16 protein-coding genes and 1 pseudogene are annotated in these 14,414 nt (G+C 62.5%); 9 read left to right on the forward strand and 8 right to left on the reverse strand.

Going from position 1 to position 14,414, the window contains the following annotated elements:
• Window positions 1-84: 84 nt before the first annotated feature.
• Window positions 85-402 (reverse strand): HPr family phosphocarrier protein, encoded by a 318-nt coding sequence (locus ACU18_RS15975; protein ID WP_050687152.1) that lies wholly within the window; start codon window positions 400-402, stop codon window positions 85-87.
• Window positions 403-559: 157 nt separating this feature from the next.
• Here ACU18_RS15975 and ACU18_RS15980 point away from each other — a divergent pair, with 157 nt between their 5' ends.
• Window positions 560-1,330 (forward strand): GntR family transcriptional regulator, encoded by a 771-nt coding sequence (locus tag ACU18_RS15980; protein WP_050687154.1) that lies wholly within the window; start codon window positions 560-562, stop codon window positions 1,328-1,330.
• A 139-nt stretch (window positions 1,331-1,469) separates the two neighbouring features.
• Here ACU18_RS15980 and qcrB read toward each other — a convergent pair whose 3' ends face one another.
• The 4 genes from qcrB to ctaE form a co-directional block, all read right to left on the reverse strand.
• Complete coding sequence (gene qcrB / locus ACU18_RS15985; RefSeq protein WP_050687156.1) at window positions 1,470-3,140, reverse strand: cytochrome bc1 complex cytochrome b subunit; 1,671 nt, start codon at window positions 3,138-3,140, stop codon at window positions 1,470-1,472.
• The gene (qcrA, locus tag ACU18_RS15990; RefSeq protein ID WP_050687157.1) at window positions 3,118-4,188 is read right to left on the reverse strand and encodes a cytochrome bc1 complex Rieske iron-sulfur subunit; all 1,071 of its coding nucleotides are present in this window, start codon (window positions 4,186-4,188) and stop codon (window positions 3,118-3,120) included. Before qcrA ends, qcrB begins: the two co-directional genes overlap by 23 nt.
• Window positions 4,189-4,287: 99 nt before the next feature.
• Window positions 4,288-5,076 carry a cytochrome bc1 complex diheme cytochrome c subunit gene (qcrC, locus tag ACU18_RS15995; RefSeq protein ID WP_050687159.1) on the reverse strand — a complete coding sequence of 263 codons (789 nt, stop codon included), beginning with the start codon at window positions 5,074-5,076 and terminating at the stop codon, window positions 4,288-4,290.
• An 86-nt stretch (window positions 5,077-5,162) separates the two neighbouring features.
• Window positions 5,163-5,801, reverse strand: coding sequence for an aa3-type cytochrome oxidase subunit III (gene ctaE, locus ACU18_RS16000; RefSeq protein WP_197273605.1), 639 nt, complete (start codon window positions 5,799-5,801; stop codon window positions 5,163-5,165).
• A gap of 148 nt (window positions 5,802-5,949) precedes the next feature.
• Here ctaE and trpD point away from each other — a divergent pair, with 148 nt between their 5' ends.
• Window positions 5,950-7,005, forward strand: a complete 1,056-nt coding sequence (gene trpD / locus ACU18_RS16005) for an anthranilate phosphoribosyltransferase (RefSeq protein ID WP_050687161.1) — start codon at window positions 5,950-5,952, stop codon at window positions 7,003-7,005.
• A 33-nt stretch (window positions 7,006-7,038) separates the two neighbouring features.
• Here the strand turns inward: trpD and ACU18_RS16010 are convergent, their stop codons facing one another.
• Together ACU18_RS16010 and ACU18_RS16015 are read right to left on the reverse strand one after the other, a co-directional pair.
• Window positions 7,039-7,320 (reverse strand): Lrp/AsnC family transcriptional regulator, encoded by a 282-nt coding sequence (locus ACU18_RS16010; protein ID WP_050687163.1) that lies wholly within the window; start codon window positions 7,318-7,320, stop codon window positions 7,039-7,041.
• Window positions 7,321-7,438: 118 nt separating this feature from the next.
• Window positions 7,439-7,840, reverse strand: coding sequence for a DUF3054 domain-containing protein (locus ACU18_RS16015; protein ID WP_050687165.1), 402 nt, complete (start codon window positions 7,838-7,840; stop codon window positions 7,439-7,441).
• 591 nt (window positions 7,841-8,431) lie between these two features.
• On the opposite strand from ACU18_RS16015, the gene ACU18_RS19970 reads away from it, so the two are divergent.
• Window positions 8,432-8,581 (forward strand): hypothetical protein, encoded by a 150-nt coding sequence (locus tag ACU18_RS19970; RefSeq protein ID WP_197273606.1) that lies wholly within the window; start codon window positions 8,432-8,434, stop codon window positions 8,579-8,581.
• A gap of 51 nt (window positions 8,582-8,632) precedes the next feature.
• On the forward strand, window positions 8,633-9,307 hold the full coding sequence (locus ACU18_RS16025; protein WP_050687168.1) for a DNA alkylation repair protein: 675 nt from the start codon (window positions 8,633-8,635) through the stop codon (window positions 9,305-9,307).
• A 79-nt stretch (window positions 9,308-9,386) separates the two neighbouring features.
• On the opposite strand, the gene ACU18_RS16030 is transcribed toward ACU18_RS16025, so the two are convergent.
• Complete coding sequence (locus ACU18_RS16030; RefSeq protein ID WP_050687170.1) at window positions 9,387-9,785, reverse strand: VOC family protein; 399 nt, start codon at window positions 9,783-9,785, stop codon at window positions 9,387-9,389.
• A 398-nt stretch (window positions 9,786-10,183) separates the two neighbouring features.
• Between ACU18_RS16030 and ACU18_RS16035 the strand changes: the two genes are divergently transcribed.
• From ACU18_RS16035 to ACU18_RS20285, 5 genes and pseudogenes are all read left to right on the forward strand, one after another.
• Complete coding sequence (locus ACU18_RS16035; RefSeq protein ID WP_050687172.1) at window positions 10,184-11,023, forward strand: sulfurtransferase; 840 nt, start codon at window positions 10,184-10,186, stop codon at window positions 11,021-11,023.
• Between the two features lie 497 nt (window positions 11,024-11,520).
• Window positions 11,521-12,009 carry a hypothetical protein gene (locus tag ACU18_RS16040; protein WP_157407779.1) on the forward strand — a complete coding sequence of 163 codons (489 nt, stop codon included), beginning with the start codon at window positions 11,521-11,523 and terminating at the stop codon, window positions 12,007-12,009.
• A 323-nt stretch (window positions 12,010-12,332) separates the two neighbouring features.
• Window positions 12,333-12,716 (forward strand): hypothetical protein, encoded by a 384-nt coding sequence (locus ACU18_RS16045; protein WP_157407781.1) that lies wholly within the window; start codon window positions 12,333-12,335, stop codon window positions 12,714-12,716.
• Between the two features lie 86 nt (window positions 12,717-12,802).
• Entirely contained in the window at window positions 12,803-13,735 is a 933-nt protein-coding gene (locus ACU18_RS16050) for an alpha/beta fold hydrolase (protein ID WP_050687177.1), read from the forward strand.
• A 228-nt stretch (window positions 13,736-13,963) separates the two neighbouring features.
• Window positions 13,964-14,074, forward strand: a pseudogene (locus ACU18_RS20285) (ABC transporter ATP-binding protein); the annotation flags it as partial.
• Window positions 14,075-14,414 lie beyond the last annotated feature (340 nt).

A 14,414-nucleotide genomic window follows, 5' to 3' on the forward strand; every position in this document is an offset into this window, starting at 1 on the left:
TTGGTGGGGCCCGCCGTCGTTAGTGGTCAATTCAGCAGGGGAGGGCGGGTACCGGAGCAGCCCGCGCCGGCTTGCGGGCCGCGGTCAGGAAGCCTGCACGGGCGCCTTCGCGGCGGCATCCTGTGAAGCGATCAGGGCGGCAAGGCCACGCAGAGTTTCCTCCGCCGCCTGCAGCGCGGCCGCCCCCGCCAGGGCGTTATCGCTGATGCCGAGCTCCACTTCACAGCCTTGTTCAAAGTCGGCGGCCATCACCTGGAGGAGGGAGCGGGCGTCCACCGCTTCGGTCCCGCGTTTACTGATGGTGACCGGCAGGCCCGTTTCCATCACGGCACGGACAAACACGGCCGCGGGCCGGGCATGCAGGCCTACGGCTGCTGTGATCACTGCCTTGTGTACTGGCAAAGGGGACTCCTTCGTGATGACGGCCCCCACCGTCGCATCGTGCTGTCCAGATCAATATATCGGCCGTGCCGGCCGGCAGCTAAACCCGGACCTTGCGCACCTGACTGGTCTAGACCTGACCTAAAATGGTGGCAGGACAGATAACAGGGAGACCACCATGGCCGCTGGCGCCACAGCCATCACCGGAACCATCGACCGCACCAGCGGCACGGCCATCTACGTGCAGCTGCGCGAGATCCTGCGCGCCCACATCACCGGGTACTGCAAGCCAGGGGCGGCCCTGCCCTCCGAACGGGACTTGGCCGAGCGGTTCGGGCTGGCCCGCATGACGGTGCGGCAGGCCATCGACGCCCTTGTGGGTGAAGAAGTCATTGAGCGGGTGGTGGGGCTGGGCACCTTCGTCCGCCGGCCCAAGATGGACCTTCAGGTCAAGCTGACGTCCTACAGCGAAGAGATGCAGCGGCGTGGCATGGTTCCCGCCGCCAAGGTCCTCAGCTTTGAACAGATCGCCGCCAGCGCCTTCCTGGCACGAGAACTCCAGCTGGAGGAGGGAACGCCGCTGGTCCGGTTCCGCCGGCTTCTCCTCGCGGACGGTGAGCCCATGAGCGTGGACGAGAACTTCATTCCCGCGCACCGTGTTCCGGGCCTCCTGGACGGGGAACCGCCCACATCGCTCTACAACGTCCTCAACGAACAGTTTGGCCTGGTGATGGAGTGGGGCGAGGACATGATCGAAGCGACGGCAGCCTCACCGTCAACGGCCCGGCTGCTGAACGTTGAAGTAGGGGCGCCGCTGCTGAAGATCCAGCGGCACGCCTTTGTTGCCCGGGCCATGGTGGACTATTCGGTATCGTACTACCGGGCGGACCGCTATAAGCTCTGGGTGCCGCTTCAGCGGCCCGGCGCCCGCCGGACCCGCAACCACTAGCCGCGCACGGGGGAGGCCCTGCAGGGTGCCTCCGTTGGGCTGCAGGAGCGGTAGGTGGTCTGTGGCATCAATTCCGGGACGAGCATTGAACGCAGAAAGGCCCGGTCCGCAGGGACCGGGCCTTTCTTGTGCTGCGCAGTTAGTGCGTCAGGGACTTGGAGTCCTCGGAAGCCTCAACAGCTGCATGGCCGTGACCGTGCGCTGCTTCGAGTTCCGCCGGCGTTGCCGGGGCAACACGGTCTTCGAAGAACCACTTGGAGAGGAACGCGCGGCGCTTCTCCTTGCCGGTGACGACACCGTGTTCGTTCGGCTCCGCAGGAAGTACCTTGGGAGATTCGAATCCTACGAGCTTGTAGCGCTTGTACTCATCGAGCGGTGCGTGCACCTCAATGAACTCACCGTGCGGGAGCCGGACAATGCGTCCGGTCTCGCGGCCGTGCAGGGCGATCTCGCGGTCCTTGCGCTGCAGCGCCAGGGCCACACGCTTGGTCACGATGAACGCGATGATCGGGCCGATGAAGAAGAGTGTGCGCAGCCAGTACGTCACATCGTTCAGGGACACGTGGAAGTGCGTGGCGATGAGGTCGGAACCGGCAGCGGCCCACATCACGCAGTACCAGACGAAGCCTGCCATGCCGATGGCCGTACGGGTCGGGGCGTTGCGGGGACGGTCAAGGACGTGGTGCTCGCGGTCGTCCTTGGTGATCCACCGTTCGATCCACGGGTACATAAACATTACGGTGAACAGGATGCCTGCAGGCACCAGGGCCGGGAGCAGGACGTTCAGCGTCAGCGTGAATCCGAAGATGACGTACTCGAAGTGGAATCCGTTGATCACACCCGGCATCAGGCGCAGGGCGCCGTCAACGAATCCGATGTACCAGTCAGGCTGGGTACCGGCGGAAACGGGGGAGGGATCGTAGGGACCGTAGTTCCAGATCGGGTTGATGGTGAAGAAGCCTGCCATCAGGGCCAGCACGCCGAAGACGATGAAGAAGAATCCACCGGCCTTCGCAGCGTAAACCGGGCCCAGCGGGTAGCCCACAACATTGTTGTCGTTGCGGCCGGGGCCGGGGTACTGGGTGTGCTTGTGGACAACCACCATAAAGAGGTGCAGGACGATCATCAGCAGGATCAGGGCCGGTACCAGCAGGATGTGCAGCATGTAGAGGCGGCTGATGATGGCCGTGCCGGGGAACTCGCCGCCGAACAGGAAGAACGAGATGTACGTTCCAACGATCGGGATTGACTTGATCACGCCGTCGATGATGCGCAGGCCGTTACCGGAGAGCAGGTCATCGGGGAGTGAGTAGCCGGTGAAGCCGGCAGCCATGGCAAGGATGAGCAGGACGCTGCCCACAACCCAGTTCATTTCGCGGGGCTTGCGGAAGGCTCCGGTGAAGAAGACCCTCAGCATGTGCACGGCGATGGAGGCTACGAACAGCAGGGCTGCCCAGTGGTGGACCTGGCGCATGAACAGGCCGCCGCGGATGTCGAAGGAGATATCCAGCGAGGAGCTGTACGCCACGGACATTTCGACGCCCTTGAGGGGCACATACGAACCGTCGTAGTGGGTCTCGGCCATTGACGGATCAAAGAAGAACGTCAGGAACGTGCCGGAGAGCAGCAGGATGACGAACGAGTACAGGGCCACTTCGCCGAACATGAACGACCAGTGGTCCGGAAAGACCTTGCGGCCGAATTCGCGGAGAATTCCGGAACCGCCCACACGGGAATCGACGAAGTCGGTGACCCGGCCTGCCTTGGTTTTGGCGACGAAAGCGGGCTCAGCTGTTGTTGCTGCGCTCATGCATATCACGCTCCCAGTAACTCGGTCCTACGGGTTCTTTGAAGTCGCTGGTAGCGACCAGGTATCCCTCGTCGTCAACTGCGATGGGCAGCTGGGGGAGCGGACGGCTGGCGGGGCCAAAGATCACTTTGCACTCTTGCGTGAGGTCAAAGGTGGACTGGTGGCACGGGCACAGCAGGTGGTGCGTCTGCTGCTCATAGAGAGCAACGGGGCAACCGACGTGGGTGCAGATCTTGGAGTAAGCAACGATGCCGTTGTAACCCCAGTCCTCGCGGCCCGCGGACGGGTTGAGCGAGGAAGGGTCGAGGCGCATCAGCAGAACGACGGCTTTGGCCTTTTCGTTCAGCTTGCCCTCGTGGAGTTCGTTCAGGCCTTCGGGAATGACGTGGAAGGCTGAGCCCAGCGTCACGTCGGAGGCCTTGATGGGCGTTCCGTCGGGGTCGCGGGCGAGGCGCTTCAGGTTCCCGTCCTGGGGAGCCCACATGGTGTGTGCGAGCTTCTCGTCCGGGCGCGGTCCGAGGTCACCGAAAATGGCGATCGCGGGAAGCGGTGCCAGGGCCACGGCGCCGAGGAGCGTATTGCGGATGAGGGGGCGGCGTTTGATGCCGGTCTCTTCGACAATGTCATCGACAATGCGGACAGCTGCTACGCGGTCTTCCTCGTAGCGGATCGCATGGCGTTCCTCGGATACCTCGTGATCGGGCATCAGGGCCTTGGCCCAGTGCACGATGCCAGTACCGATGCCCAGCATGGCGAAGGCGGTGCCTACACCGAGGAGGGCGTTCTGGAGGCGGATGGTGGCAATGCCGGCATCCTCGCCCAGATCGATGGCGAAGTACGCCACCAGGAAGATTACGGTTCCAACAACAGAGAGGCCAAAAAGTAAGGCGACCTGCCGTTCTGCCCGCTTTGCGGCCTTCGGGTCCGTGTCAGCCAGGCGCAAACGGTGCGGGGGAATTCCAGGATCCTGGAACTTCTCCACCTCATTCTGACCAGCCGTAGCTACGGTGCCCGAGTGGTTCGGACTGCCGTCACTATGGTTGCCCATAATTCGCCTCATCCTTCTCTCGTCCCGGCGGCTGCCGGGTTAGTTTTCAATTTCAAGCTGCTGACGGATCAGCAGAAGTGCTGTGGTGCTGCGTGGACGTCAGGACGTCCGGGAGGTGAGCCAGATGGTGAAGGCGATGATGACACCAAGGCCTGCGACCCAGACGAACAGGCCTTCAGCAACCGGGCCAAGCGAACCGAGGTCGGCTCCGCCCGGGGAGCCGGTGGATTCGATCTGCTTCAGGAACGTGATGACGTCGCGCTTGCCTTCGGGGGTGATGTTCGTGTCGCTGAACACCGGCATGTTCTGCGGGCCGGTGACCATGGCCTCGTAGATGTGCTTGCCGGAAACGTCCGCCAGGGCGGGAGCGAACTTGCCACGGGTCAGGGCCCCGCCGGCTGCTGCCGCGTTGTGGCACATGGCGCAGTTGGTACGGAAGAGCTCGCCACCTGCAGCGGCGTCGCCGCCTTCGTCCAACAGGCCTTCTTCAGGAACTGCCGGGCCGGCTCCCAGGGAAGCCACATAGGCTGCAAGCTGGTGGGTCTGTTCGTCGTTGAACTGGGCCGGCTTTTCCATGGCCTGCGGGCCGTTCATCTGCATCGGCATACGGCCGGTGCCCACCTGGAAGTCAACAGCAGCAGCGCCGACGCCAACCAGCGACGGACCCGCCTGGGTTCCGCTGGCGCCCATGCCGTGGCAGGTGGCGCAGTTGGCGGCGAAAAGCTTGCCGCCCTCTTCGGTGTCGTTGGCGCTGTACGAGGTGGTGGAGGCCTTGGCCTCGTTCACCGTGGTAGCGACGGCGTAGAGCCCGCCCATGACGAGCAGCCCCATCAGTAGCAGCGCTACGGCTGCCAGTGGGTGACGCCGCTTTTGCGAAAGTGCCTTCACGTGGTGGTTCCTTTATTCGATCCTGCGCCGGCTCCGGGAGCCGCTACCTGAAATTCTGCCTCTTGTAGAAAAAGAATCAAAGCTGGCTACTTGAGGACGTAGATGACCAGGAAGAGGCCAATCCAGACGACATCCACGAAGTGCCAGTAGTAAGAGGTGACAATCGCGGACGTGGCCTCGAAGTGGCCGAACTTCTTCGCCGCGAAGGACCGGCCCATGATGAGCAGGAAGGCGATGAGGCCGCCGATGACGTGCAGGCCGTGGAAGCCGGTGGTCATGTAGAAAGCGGAGCCGTAGGCGTTCGAGGACAGCGATACATGCTCGGAAACGAGCATGGCGTACTCGAAGGACTGGCCGCCGACGAAGATGGCACCCATGATGAAGGTCAAGGTGAACCATTCATTCATTCCCCACTTGGAGAACTTGAGGGCGCCGCCGCTTCGGCGCGGCTGCAGCCTTTCGGCGGCGAAGACGCCCATCTGGCAAGTAAAGGAACTGGCCACAAGGACGATCGTGTTTGCTAGCGCGAAGGGGAAGTTGAGCTTGGCCGTCTCTTCCGCCCACATGGCACCACTCGTGGAGCGCAGTGTGAAGTACATGGCGAAGAGACCGGCGAAGAACATCAACTCGCTGGACAGCCACACCACGGTTCCAACGGAAACCATATTGGGGCGGTTCAGCGTGGGGTGCGCCGGGGTACTGGGGGCATGGGTCGCAGATGTCACATAGACATTATGTCTGTAAAAGTCCGTGCTGCCCAACGCAAACCGCCTTTTGGGGGGACTTTTTCTACAAAGACGCGAAATTGCCCGGAAAAGTTCCCGGGAGGGTTCATATTGGTCAGTCCCGGCCCTCGGTCGATAGCATCAGGGGGTGACTTCTCCGGCAACTGCAGCCCCCGCCAACACGTGGCCCCGGCTGATCTCGGCACTGATCAGCGGTTCGGACCTTACTGCCGCGAATACTTCATGGGCCATGGACACCATCATGTCCGGAGCGGCGACGCCCGCGCAGATCGCCGGTTTCCTGGTGGCGCTGAGCGCCAAGGGCGAAACGGTGGAGGAGCTTTCCGGCCTGGTGCACGCCATGCTTTCGCACGCCAACCCGATCTCAATTTCCGGCGAAAAGCTGGACATCGTGGGCACCGGCGGAGACCAGCTCAACACCGTCAACATCTCCACGATGGCCGCCCTGGTCGCTGCCGGCGCGGGCGCGAAAGTGGTTAAGCACGGCAACCGGGCGGCGTCGTCGTCGTCCGGTTCCGCCGATGTCCTCGAGGCACTGGGCGTGCGGCTGGACCTGGGAATCGAGCAGGTGGCGCGGAACGCGGAACTGGCAGGAATCACGTTCTGCTTTGCCCAGGTCTTCCATCCGTCATTCCGGCACACGGCCGTCCCGCGGCGGGAACTTGCCATCCCGACGGCGTTCAACTTCCTTGGTCCGTTGACCAATCCAGCCCAGGTCCAGGCATCAGCCGTTGGTGTTGCCAACGCGCGGATGGCGCCGCTCGTTGCCGGCGTACTTGCCCGGCGGGGCAGCAGGGGCCTGGTGTTCCGCGGGAACGACGGCTTGGATGAGCTGACCACGACCGGCCCGTCGACCGTTTGGGAGATCCGGAACGGCGGCGTGGCCGAGCTTGTCTTTTCGCCGCAGGATCTCGGCATCAGGCTCGCCACCGTCGACCAGCTCCGGGGCGGCGATGCGCAGGTGAATGCCGGCGTGGTGCGCGACGTCCTGGCAGGAAGTGCGGGGCCGGCGCGTGACGCCGTGCTGCTGAATGCTGCCGCCGGCCTGGTGGCGTTTGACCTGACCGCTGACGGGCCGTTCCTTGACCGCATGGCCGGTGCTTACCACCGCGCCGCCGAATCCATCGATTCGGGAGCCGCGGCCGCGGTTCTGGAGAAATGGGTGTCGCTCACCACGTCCTGACCCGGGAAGTGGGCCCAGCTGCGGTGGGGAGGATTACTGTTCGAACCCCAGCGAAAACGCGGCGTCCAGGTCATGTTGGGAGTAGGCGCGGAACGCAATGTGCGTGGTGGTGTGGACCACGGCGGGGACCTTCGACAGCCTGTCGGCAATGACGTCTGCGAGGTCCTCGTGCCGGGGGACCCGCGCCACGGCAATGAGGTCCCACTCGCCTGTGACGGAATAGACCTCACTGATGCCTTCGATGGCGGAGATTTCCTCTGCCGTCTCTGGAATGCGGGCGGCGTCGGTCTTGATCAGAACGAATGCGGTGATCACGTTTAACCCTTCCGGATCAGTTGCGCCGTAGCTTTGCCCGGCCAGCTTGTCAGTTCTGCCAGCCTATTACAGAAGGGCGCCGCAGGATCTCTGTCCGTGGCGGGCAGCAATGCCAAGGTCACGGGTGCCTGCGGCGGCGGATCAGTGCCGCAACAAGCCGGTAGCCCAGCAGCAGGACTGCAAGGCTGAGAGTGGCCACGATGATGAAGGGCAGCACCACGCCCTGCCCGGTCACGGCGCGCAGCAGCATTCCGCCCACCAGGGCGCCCAGCCAGACGGGAACTCCTGCCCGTGTTGGTGAGAATGGGTTCCGCCAGGCCCGCGCCGCAGCCCACCCGGCGGCGGCTCCCAGCAGGAACGGCCATGCGGTCAGCAGAACCCCGGTCACCACATCGCCGCGATGGTGGGCATCGCGGCCGACGGCGGCAAACACCAGGATCAGCACCACATCAACAAGGGCGGCGGCCGCCCAGGCCCTGGTGGCGGTGGGTTGAGGGGTCCGGCTTTTCAGGAAACTCATGGCTTCGAGCCTATCGCCCGGAACCGTTGTGCCCGCGCGGTCCACAACGAGCCCTGCAGGCAATGCTGGACGGCGGGAACGCGGCGGACGGCGGGGATCGTCAAGGTCCCCGGGGCGTGCGTCTGACCAGGCAGCCAGGCTCCCAGTGGTAGCTGCTGTCCGCGCCTTCGCCGTATTCCATCAGAATGTGGGTCACCGTATACGCCAGCGCCCGCCCTGGCCGGAAGCGGGCCTGTGCCTGGACGGGATACCGGAGCAGAACCGGCCTGCCGGGTGACTGATGCAGCGCGTCCGCTAAAGGGGTGGTGCCCTCAAAGGCGCGTGCCAGCGCCGCACCGACAGCAGGGGCGCTTGGGAAAAAATCCGGCATGGCAATCCTTCCGCAATCCGGCGGGCTACGGGCCTGAAAGCATTGGACAGCCAGGGCCCCCGAAGGTGAGTGCCGCCGTCGGCCGCCGTTTTGTGAGCCTACGGCTACGTGTCCTGCTGCGCACCCGTAGTGGCTACGCGGATCCGGCCGGCCCGTTACTTGTGCGGGCGCCCGGCACGACGGGTGTGGCTTACGCTGGACTTCCGACGAGTGGAGGCGCCATGAACAAGCCGCTGTGGATTTGCTGTCTGGTGGGGGCGGCGCTTGGCATCGCCCTGGGCCTGGCGATTTTTGACAGCCCTGTGGTGGGGGTTGCCTTGGGACTCGGGGTGGGCGCGGTGGTGGGTGCTGGACTCAAGCAGCGGCACTGAACCATCCCGGCCGATACGCTTGAATGGTAGGCGCTGATGCAGGAGGCTGGCATGAACGGGACGACGCTGGACGCCGTGATGGCGGAACTGTCCGGATTGCAGGATCCGAGGGTGCGTGAGGTCAACGAAAAACGCGGGGACGACCACGGCGTGAACCTGTCGAAGCTGCGCGGTGTGGCGAAACGGCTTAAGACCCAGCAGGACCTGGCCCGCGGGCTGTGGGCCACCGGGGACACTGCCGCACGGCTGCTGGCGTTGCTGATCTGCCGGCCCAAGGATTTTCCGGCGGCGGACCTGGATGCGATGCTGCGTGAGGCGCGGGCTCCCAAAGTGCACGACTGGCTGGTGAACTACGTGGTCCGGAAGAGTCCCCACGCCGAAGCCCTGCGCCTGGCGTGGACCGGGGATCCCGACCCGGTGGTGGCAAGTGCGGGCTGGGCGTTGACCGGTGACCGGGTGGCGAAGTCGCCGGACGGACTTGACCTGGCCGGCCTGCTGGACACCATCGAAGCGGAGATGAAGGACGCGCCGGACCGCCTGCAGTGGGCCATGAACAGCACGCTGGCGCAGATCGGGATTGTGCATCCCGAGCACCGTGGCAGGGCGCTTCGGATCGGCGAGCGGCTTGAAGTGCTCAAGGACTATCCCACGCCGCCGAACTGTACCTCCCCGTTCGCGCCCATCTGGATCAATGAGATGGTGCGGCGGAACGAAGCTCCTGCCTGATCCCCTAGCTGGTTTATGCCTAACGCGTGGCGGGGTTCACCGGTTGGTCCCGTTGGACCGGCGGAGATACGCCCAACACTCACGCGGGTTCGTAGCCGATCAGCCAATGCAGTCCATGCCGGTCGATGACCTGCCCGTCCGAGGCGCCCCAGGGTTTTGCAGCCAACGGATCGACAATCCGGCCGCCGGCAGCGAGGCTGTCGAACCACTGGTGCAGTACGGGCGCTTCCGCCGTTCCCAGCAGGGAGAGCATCAGCCCTTCGCAGTTCACCGGTTTGTCACCCTCGGACGCGTCGGTGCCGGCCATGGCCACGGGCCCTGAAAGGACACCGTGCGCTATGGCCGAGGGGTCGCCCGTGGAGTTTCCGAAGTCAGCGTTGGTATGCAGGGCGAGTTCACCGCCGAAAATGTTCGCGTAGAAGCCCAGTGCGTCCCGGGCCGTGCCAGGAAACGTGATGTAGATCATGGGTGCAGCCATGTCCCCAGCCTACAGATCCCAGGTGATGCCGCACAGGCAGTCTTTGTCGGTGCACCCGCGGTCCTTTAGGCCGCAGCAGGGGAGTGGTCGCGATTACTGGCTCGGCCCCGCCCATGCTCCCGGGGCATTGGTCCACCGACCACCGCTGTCGTCATCCCTTCCGCAACGCACGCAGCGCCGGAAGCGACGGCCATCGTCAGTGTGTTCAACGTGCCAGTCGTGACGGAGGTTCAATTTGCACAGCAGGGCCTGGATCATGGCACTGTCCGCTCTCTGGGTGGGTCCCCTTGGTACCAATTCCATGGTGGCACGCGAGGACCTCTAGGTACAGTCCGATGCCATCCACATTATGAGACTTTTTTGCTCAAAATATGGACACATCGATTAGCCTGCACTGTATGGACGACAGCCGGATAAACCCAGAAGATCTCCCACCCTTTGTTGATGTCGCGTGGCTCACGGCGCCCCGCCAGAACCTTGTCATCGCCGATGTTCGGTGGTACCTCGACGGTGCGTCCGGCCGTAACGCGTACGATGGCGGACATCTGCCAGGTGCGGTATTTGTGGACCTGGACGCATGGCTGTCAGGCGATTCTGGACCACGCGGGCTTAACCCGCTTCCCGGCCCGGAAGTGTTTGCGCATGGAATGTCCTCCCTCGGAATCGGCGACGGCTCAACCGTCGTCGCCTATGACGACGCGGGGGGAGTCATCGCCGCGCGGCTCGTGTGGATGCTGCGTTCGCTCGGACATAGGGCGGCGTTGCTCGACGGCGGGATTTCCGCATGGATGGGACCGCTGGAAACAACGCCCGTGGAGCCTTCGCCGGTGGCCTTCACGCCGTCTCCATGGCCCGGGGCCCGTCTCGCCACGCTTGAGGACATCACTTCGGGGGCTGCCGGAATCGTCGTAGACGCCCGCAACAACGACCGCTTCGACGGAAGCCTCCAACTGCCCACCGATCCCCAAGCCGGACACATCCCCGGTGCAGTGAACGTCCCGTGCCGTGGGAACCTCGACTCCGACAGATGCCTGCGCCCGGTCGAAGACGTCCGACGGGCGTTTGCGAAGGTTGGGATCGAAGACGCGACCGACGTCATCTCCTACTGTGGTTCAGGCGTCACCGCGTGCCATAACCTTCTCGCTCTTGAGTATGCAGGGCTTGGTCAGGGCCGTCTCTACGCGGGCGGGTGGTCAGAGTATGGGGCCGACCTTCGCCGCCGGGCCGAGCTTGGATGACAACTGGCCTGCGGTGCTCGCGGCTTGTTTATCCATCACATGACGGTGACTTCGGTGGGCGACTACCCGCTTAGGCAGAAATACGCCATTTCGAGTACGACCCGGTATGCCTCTTCGAAGGCAGCGTATTAGTGGGGATCCTTTACCGGACGCTGTCGGGAGGTGCGGAAGCTAATCACGGGTTCGGCTTGAATGCGGTGTGCGCTAATAGACGTTCGTAAGTCGCATTGCGTTCTCGTGGCTGATGCCAACCTGCAGCGCCGCAGCCTTTGCCCCATGCGCGTACAACTCAATGTCCCAATCCCCGAGCTGAACTAGTCCTGGCGCTGCGTCATCATTCCCCATGACCTACAATCTGCCTCGCTACCACGAGTTGCACCTACCGTAAGGCGCCCCTTAATCGGACGCAGGACCGGATCAGCCAAAGTCGTCGTCCAGGTTCGTGCTCTTGGATGCCGTGACCTCATTCATAGAGGCACACCGGTAGGGTTGCCAATATGGATGAAGCGGCTTCAGTCTCAAAGGATAAAGCTGACCGCCTCCACGCCACATTGCTCCTCCCTGACGAGGTGGTCAAGAAACGTAATGCCGCGCACGTACCAACAGTGTTGATTTTGCTGGCGTTCGTGATCATCGAAGCCGTGCTGATAGCCACACAAAGTTTCGTCCCTTTTGCCTTTGTACTGGTGTTAGGGACTGCGGGGCTAGTCATTTGGGGCAAGGCCATGACCAAGACGTTCATGTCTGGTGCTAACCATGAGATAGCGAAGTTCCTCACCACCGAACTTGGTCAAGGCGATGCATTCCAACACGCTCTCTACGAGTCCTTGAGTAATGAGGTGTTTACTCGCGTGTTCCGTAAGTCGCTTTCGTCTGCCTACGAGATGGAATACCTTGCCGTTCCAATCAAGCCTGCTGGTGAACCGCCTTGGACGATCAGGATGCTCAAAGGTGCAATGGGATACGAATTACGCCAGCACCAATAGAGGTCTTCGAGACACCTTGGCCTGCGCGCCAGAGTGCTGCTAACCGCGTTCGCTCAGCAAAACAGCCTTTCGGTGGCAGACGTCTTCACGGGACGACGATGAGTCGCGCTGACTGAGCATCGGGGTGTGGCGGCACATACAACGAATCACCCACCGACACGGCACATTCACCACAGCACGCAGCCCTCGATACTGAACTTCCAGGCTGGAAACGTGGCCGGCCACACAACGACGGCCACCATAAACCAGCCAAAAAAGCGCAGGTCCCCTCCAGCCCGAAAACTGCAGGGGATCTGGTAAAACATGCCCCGTAGACTATGTCGATGGGGGCGGAAGAGCATGTATCAGGGCGAATCGTGAATATAAGGGCACAAGCCGATGAACGAAGTGTCAGACAGCCCTCGACCGTCGACCGCGTCTTTTCAATCGTTTTTTTGGTTGCGCAGCCGTTCGTCGCCGTCGCACAGTTTTTGATTGTCGCCCTCGGCGCATCCCAGTGGGTGGACGGAAGCCGTTCAATACCGCTATGGGCGGCAACGATTGCCTATGTTCTGATCTTCCTCATCCCACTCGCAGCGGCAATAGCCACGATCGTGATGCTTTCCAAACGCCGAATAGCGTTCTGGGTGCCGCTCCTCGCGGCGGTCCTTACGTCCATGATGGTCGTCGTCCTCGACGCCTACGGGCATACCCGTGACATCTTTTAACCTTGTTTTTACGAGGACTCAACGCGTTCGATGTGAATGTGGGGGGCCCTCAACGTCTCGTGCAGTTCCCTTGAAAGGTGAACCGGATGTCGTCCCATCCCCTGGCTGAGATCGCCATAGAGAATTACGCACGTTTCCTGCCGCTTGATAGAAGGTTGTCAATGGTTGCGCCCCTCTCTGAGTGGTGGCGTTGGAAGAACCATCAGATTCACCTCCTCCGGTTGCCGGACAGTAACGCTCCGGTTCGGTTGCTTGTTGTCCACGGTGCGGGCGCCCACGGATCAGCGCTCTGGCCTGTTGCATCTCTGTTTGCGGGGCGCGGGGTTGATATCACAGTGGTTGACTTGCCTCTCTATGGCCGCACGATAACGGCATTCCCCGGAACAGTGACATACCAGGACTGGATCGACTTGGTAGTTGACCTAGTTTCAGCGGAAGTTGACGGCCGGCCGGTTATTCTCCTTGGGGCCAGCATTGGTGGCTTGCTCACGGTCGAAGCAGCGGCTCTTTCAGGCGGTGTCGCGGCCGTGGTGGCCACCTGCCTGCTTGACCCACAAAAGAGAAAAGCGCGCTCTGCCATGACGCGGTTTGGGCCCCTCGCAGTACTTTTGATGCCAATGCTCAGACTGGTTAGGGATCCGGTTGCCAGAGTCCCAGTCAAAATTGCCTGGCTCGCCAACTTGGGGCGCATGGGACGCGATCCCGGTTTGGGGCGGCTGTGCGCGAAAGATGCACGCGGCGGCGGCGCCTGGGTTCCGCTGGGGTTCCTTGCGAGCTATATGCGACATCCGCACGCCAAGGCCCGCACAACATTCCTTCCGGTCCATCTAATGCACCCAGAGTTCGACGAGTGGACGCCATTGGCCCTCAGCGAGGCCATGCTGCGGACTTTGCCCGGGCCCATCACCAGTCGGCTCCTGCGTGGTTGCGGCCATTTTCCCTTGGAAGAGCCCGGTCTGCAGGATCTTCTGAACGGTGTCAACGACGTGGCGGTCGAAGTTTCGTCCAGCATGAAGTAGCCGCTGCATGCGTTCCTGAGATGAACGGCGGACCACCACTAATGGGTGGGGGAGTTCCGTCTAGTACCCTCCAGTTGCTGCCAGCGGGATTATCGCGAACCTGAGCGGAATATCGGCAGAGGTCGGGGGTAGTACCGGGTACTGCGGCGGCGCCCTGGTTCGGTGCCGTGGAGGGACGTATCGTCCGGTCTCTCTCCGTAGGTTTGAATGAAAGCGAAAGGAAGATAAGTGATTGAGCCACAGACTCTTACGAAGAGGTTTGGTTCCCGCACGGCCGTTGACGGCATTGATGTCACGGTCCGTCCTGGACAGGTCACGGGTTTTCTTGGTCCTAATGGCTAGCTCAAGAGGACCCAGATAGACGCAATTACGCGGAGCTGCGCCTTTTGTTAACGCCAGCCGAAAATAGGGCTAGGAACGCCAACTGAAAATAGGGCCACCGACCATTATGGAAGGTTGTGAGGTCCGGACAATAGAACCAAAACCCCTGGCCCCGTTTTCAAATGGCACTAATGGCCCTATTTTCGGTTGGCGTTCACACCTTTCCGCGCTGGGCCCACCACGAAATATCCATGCCGTCCCGGACTCAAGACCCGATAACCGCCGAGCCTTTGCCCAAGACACCAGCAGCCATCCAGAGAAACAACCCGCCCCAAAGAAGCGCCAGCCTAAAAACTAC

Origin of the sequence: Arthrobacter sp. ZBG10 (genome assembly GCF_001238605.1) — a bacterium.
In the GTDB taxonomy this organism is placed as follows: Bacteria; Actinomycetota; Actinomycetes; order Actinomycetales; family Micrococcaceae; genus Arthrobacter.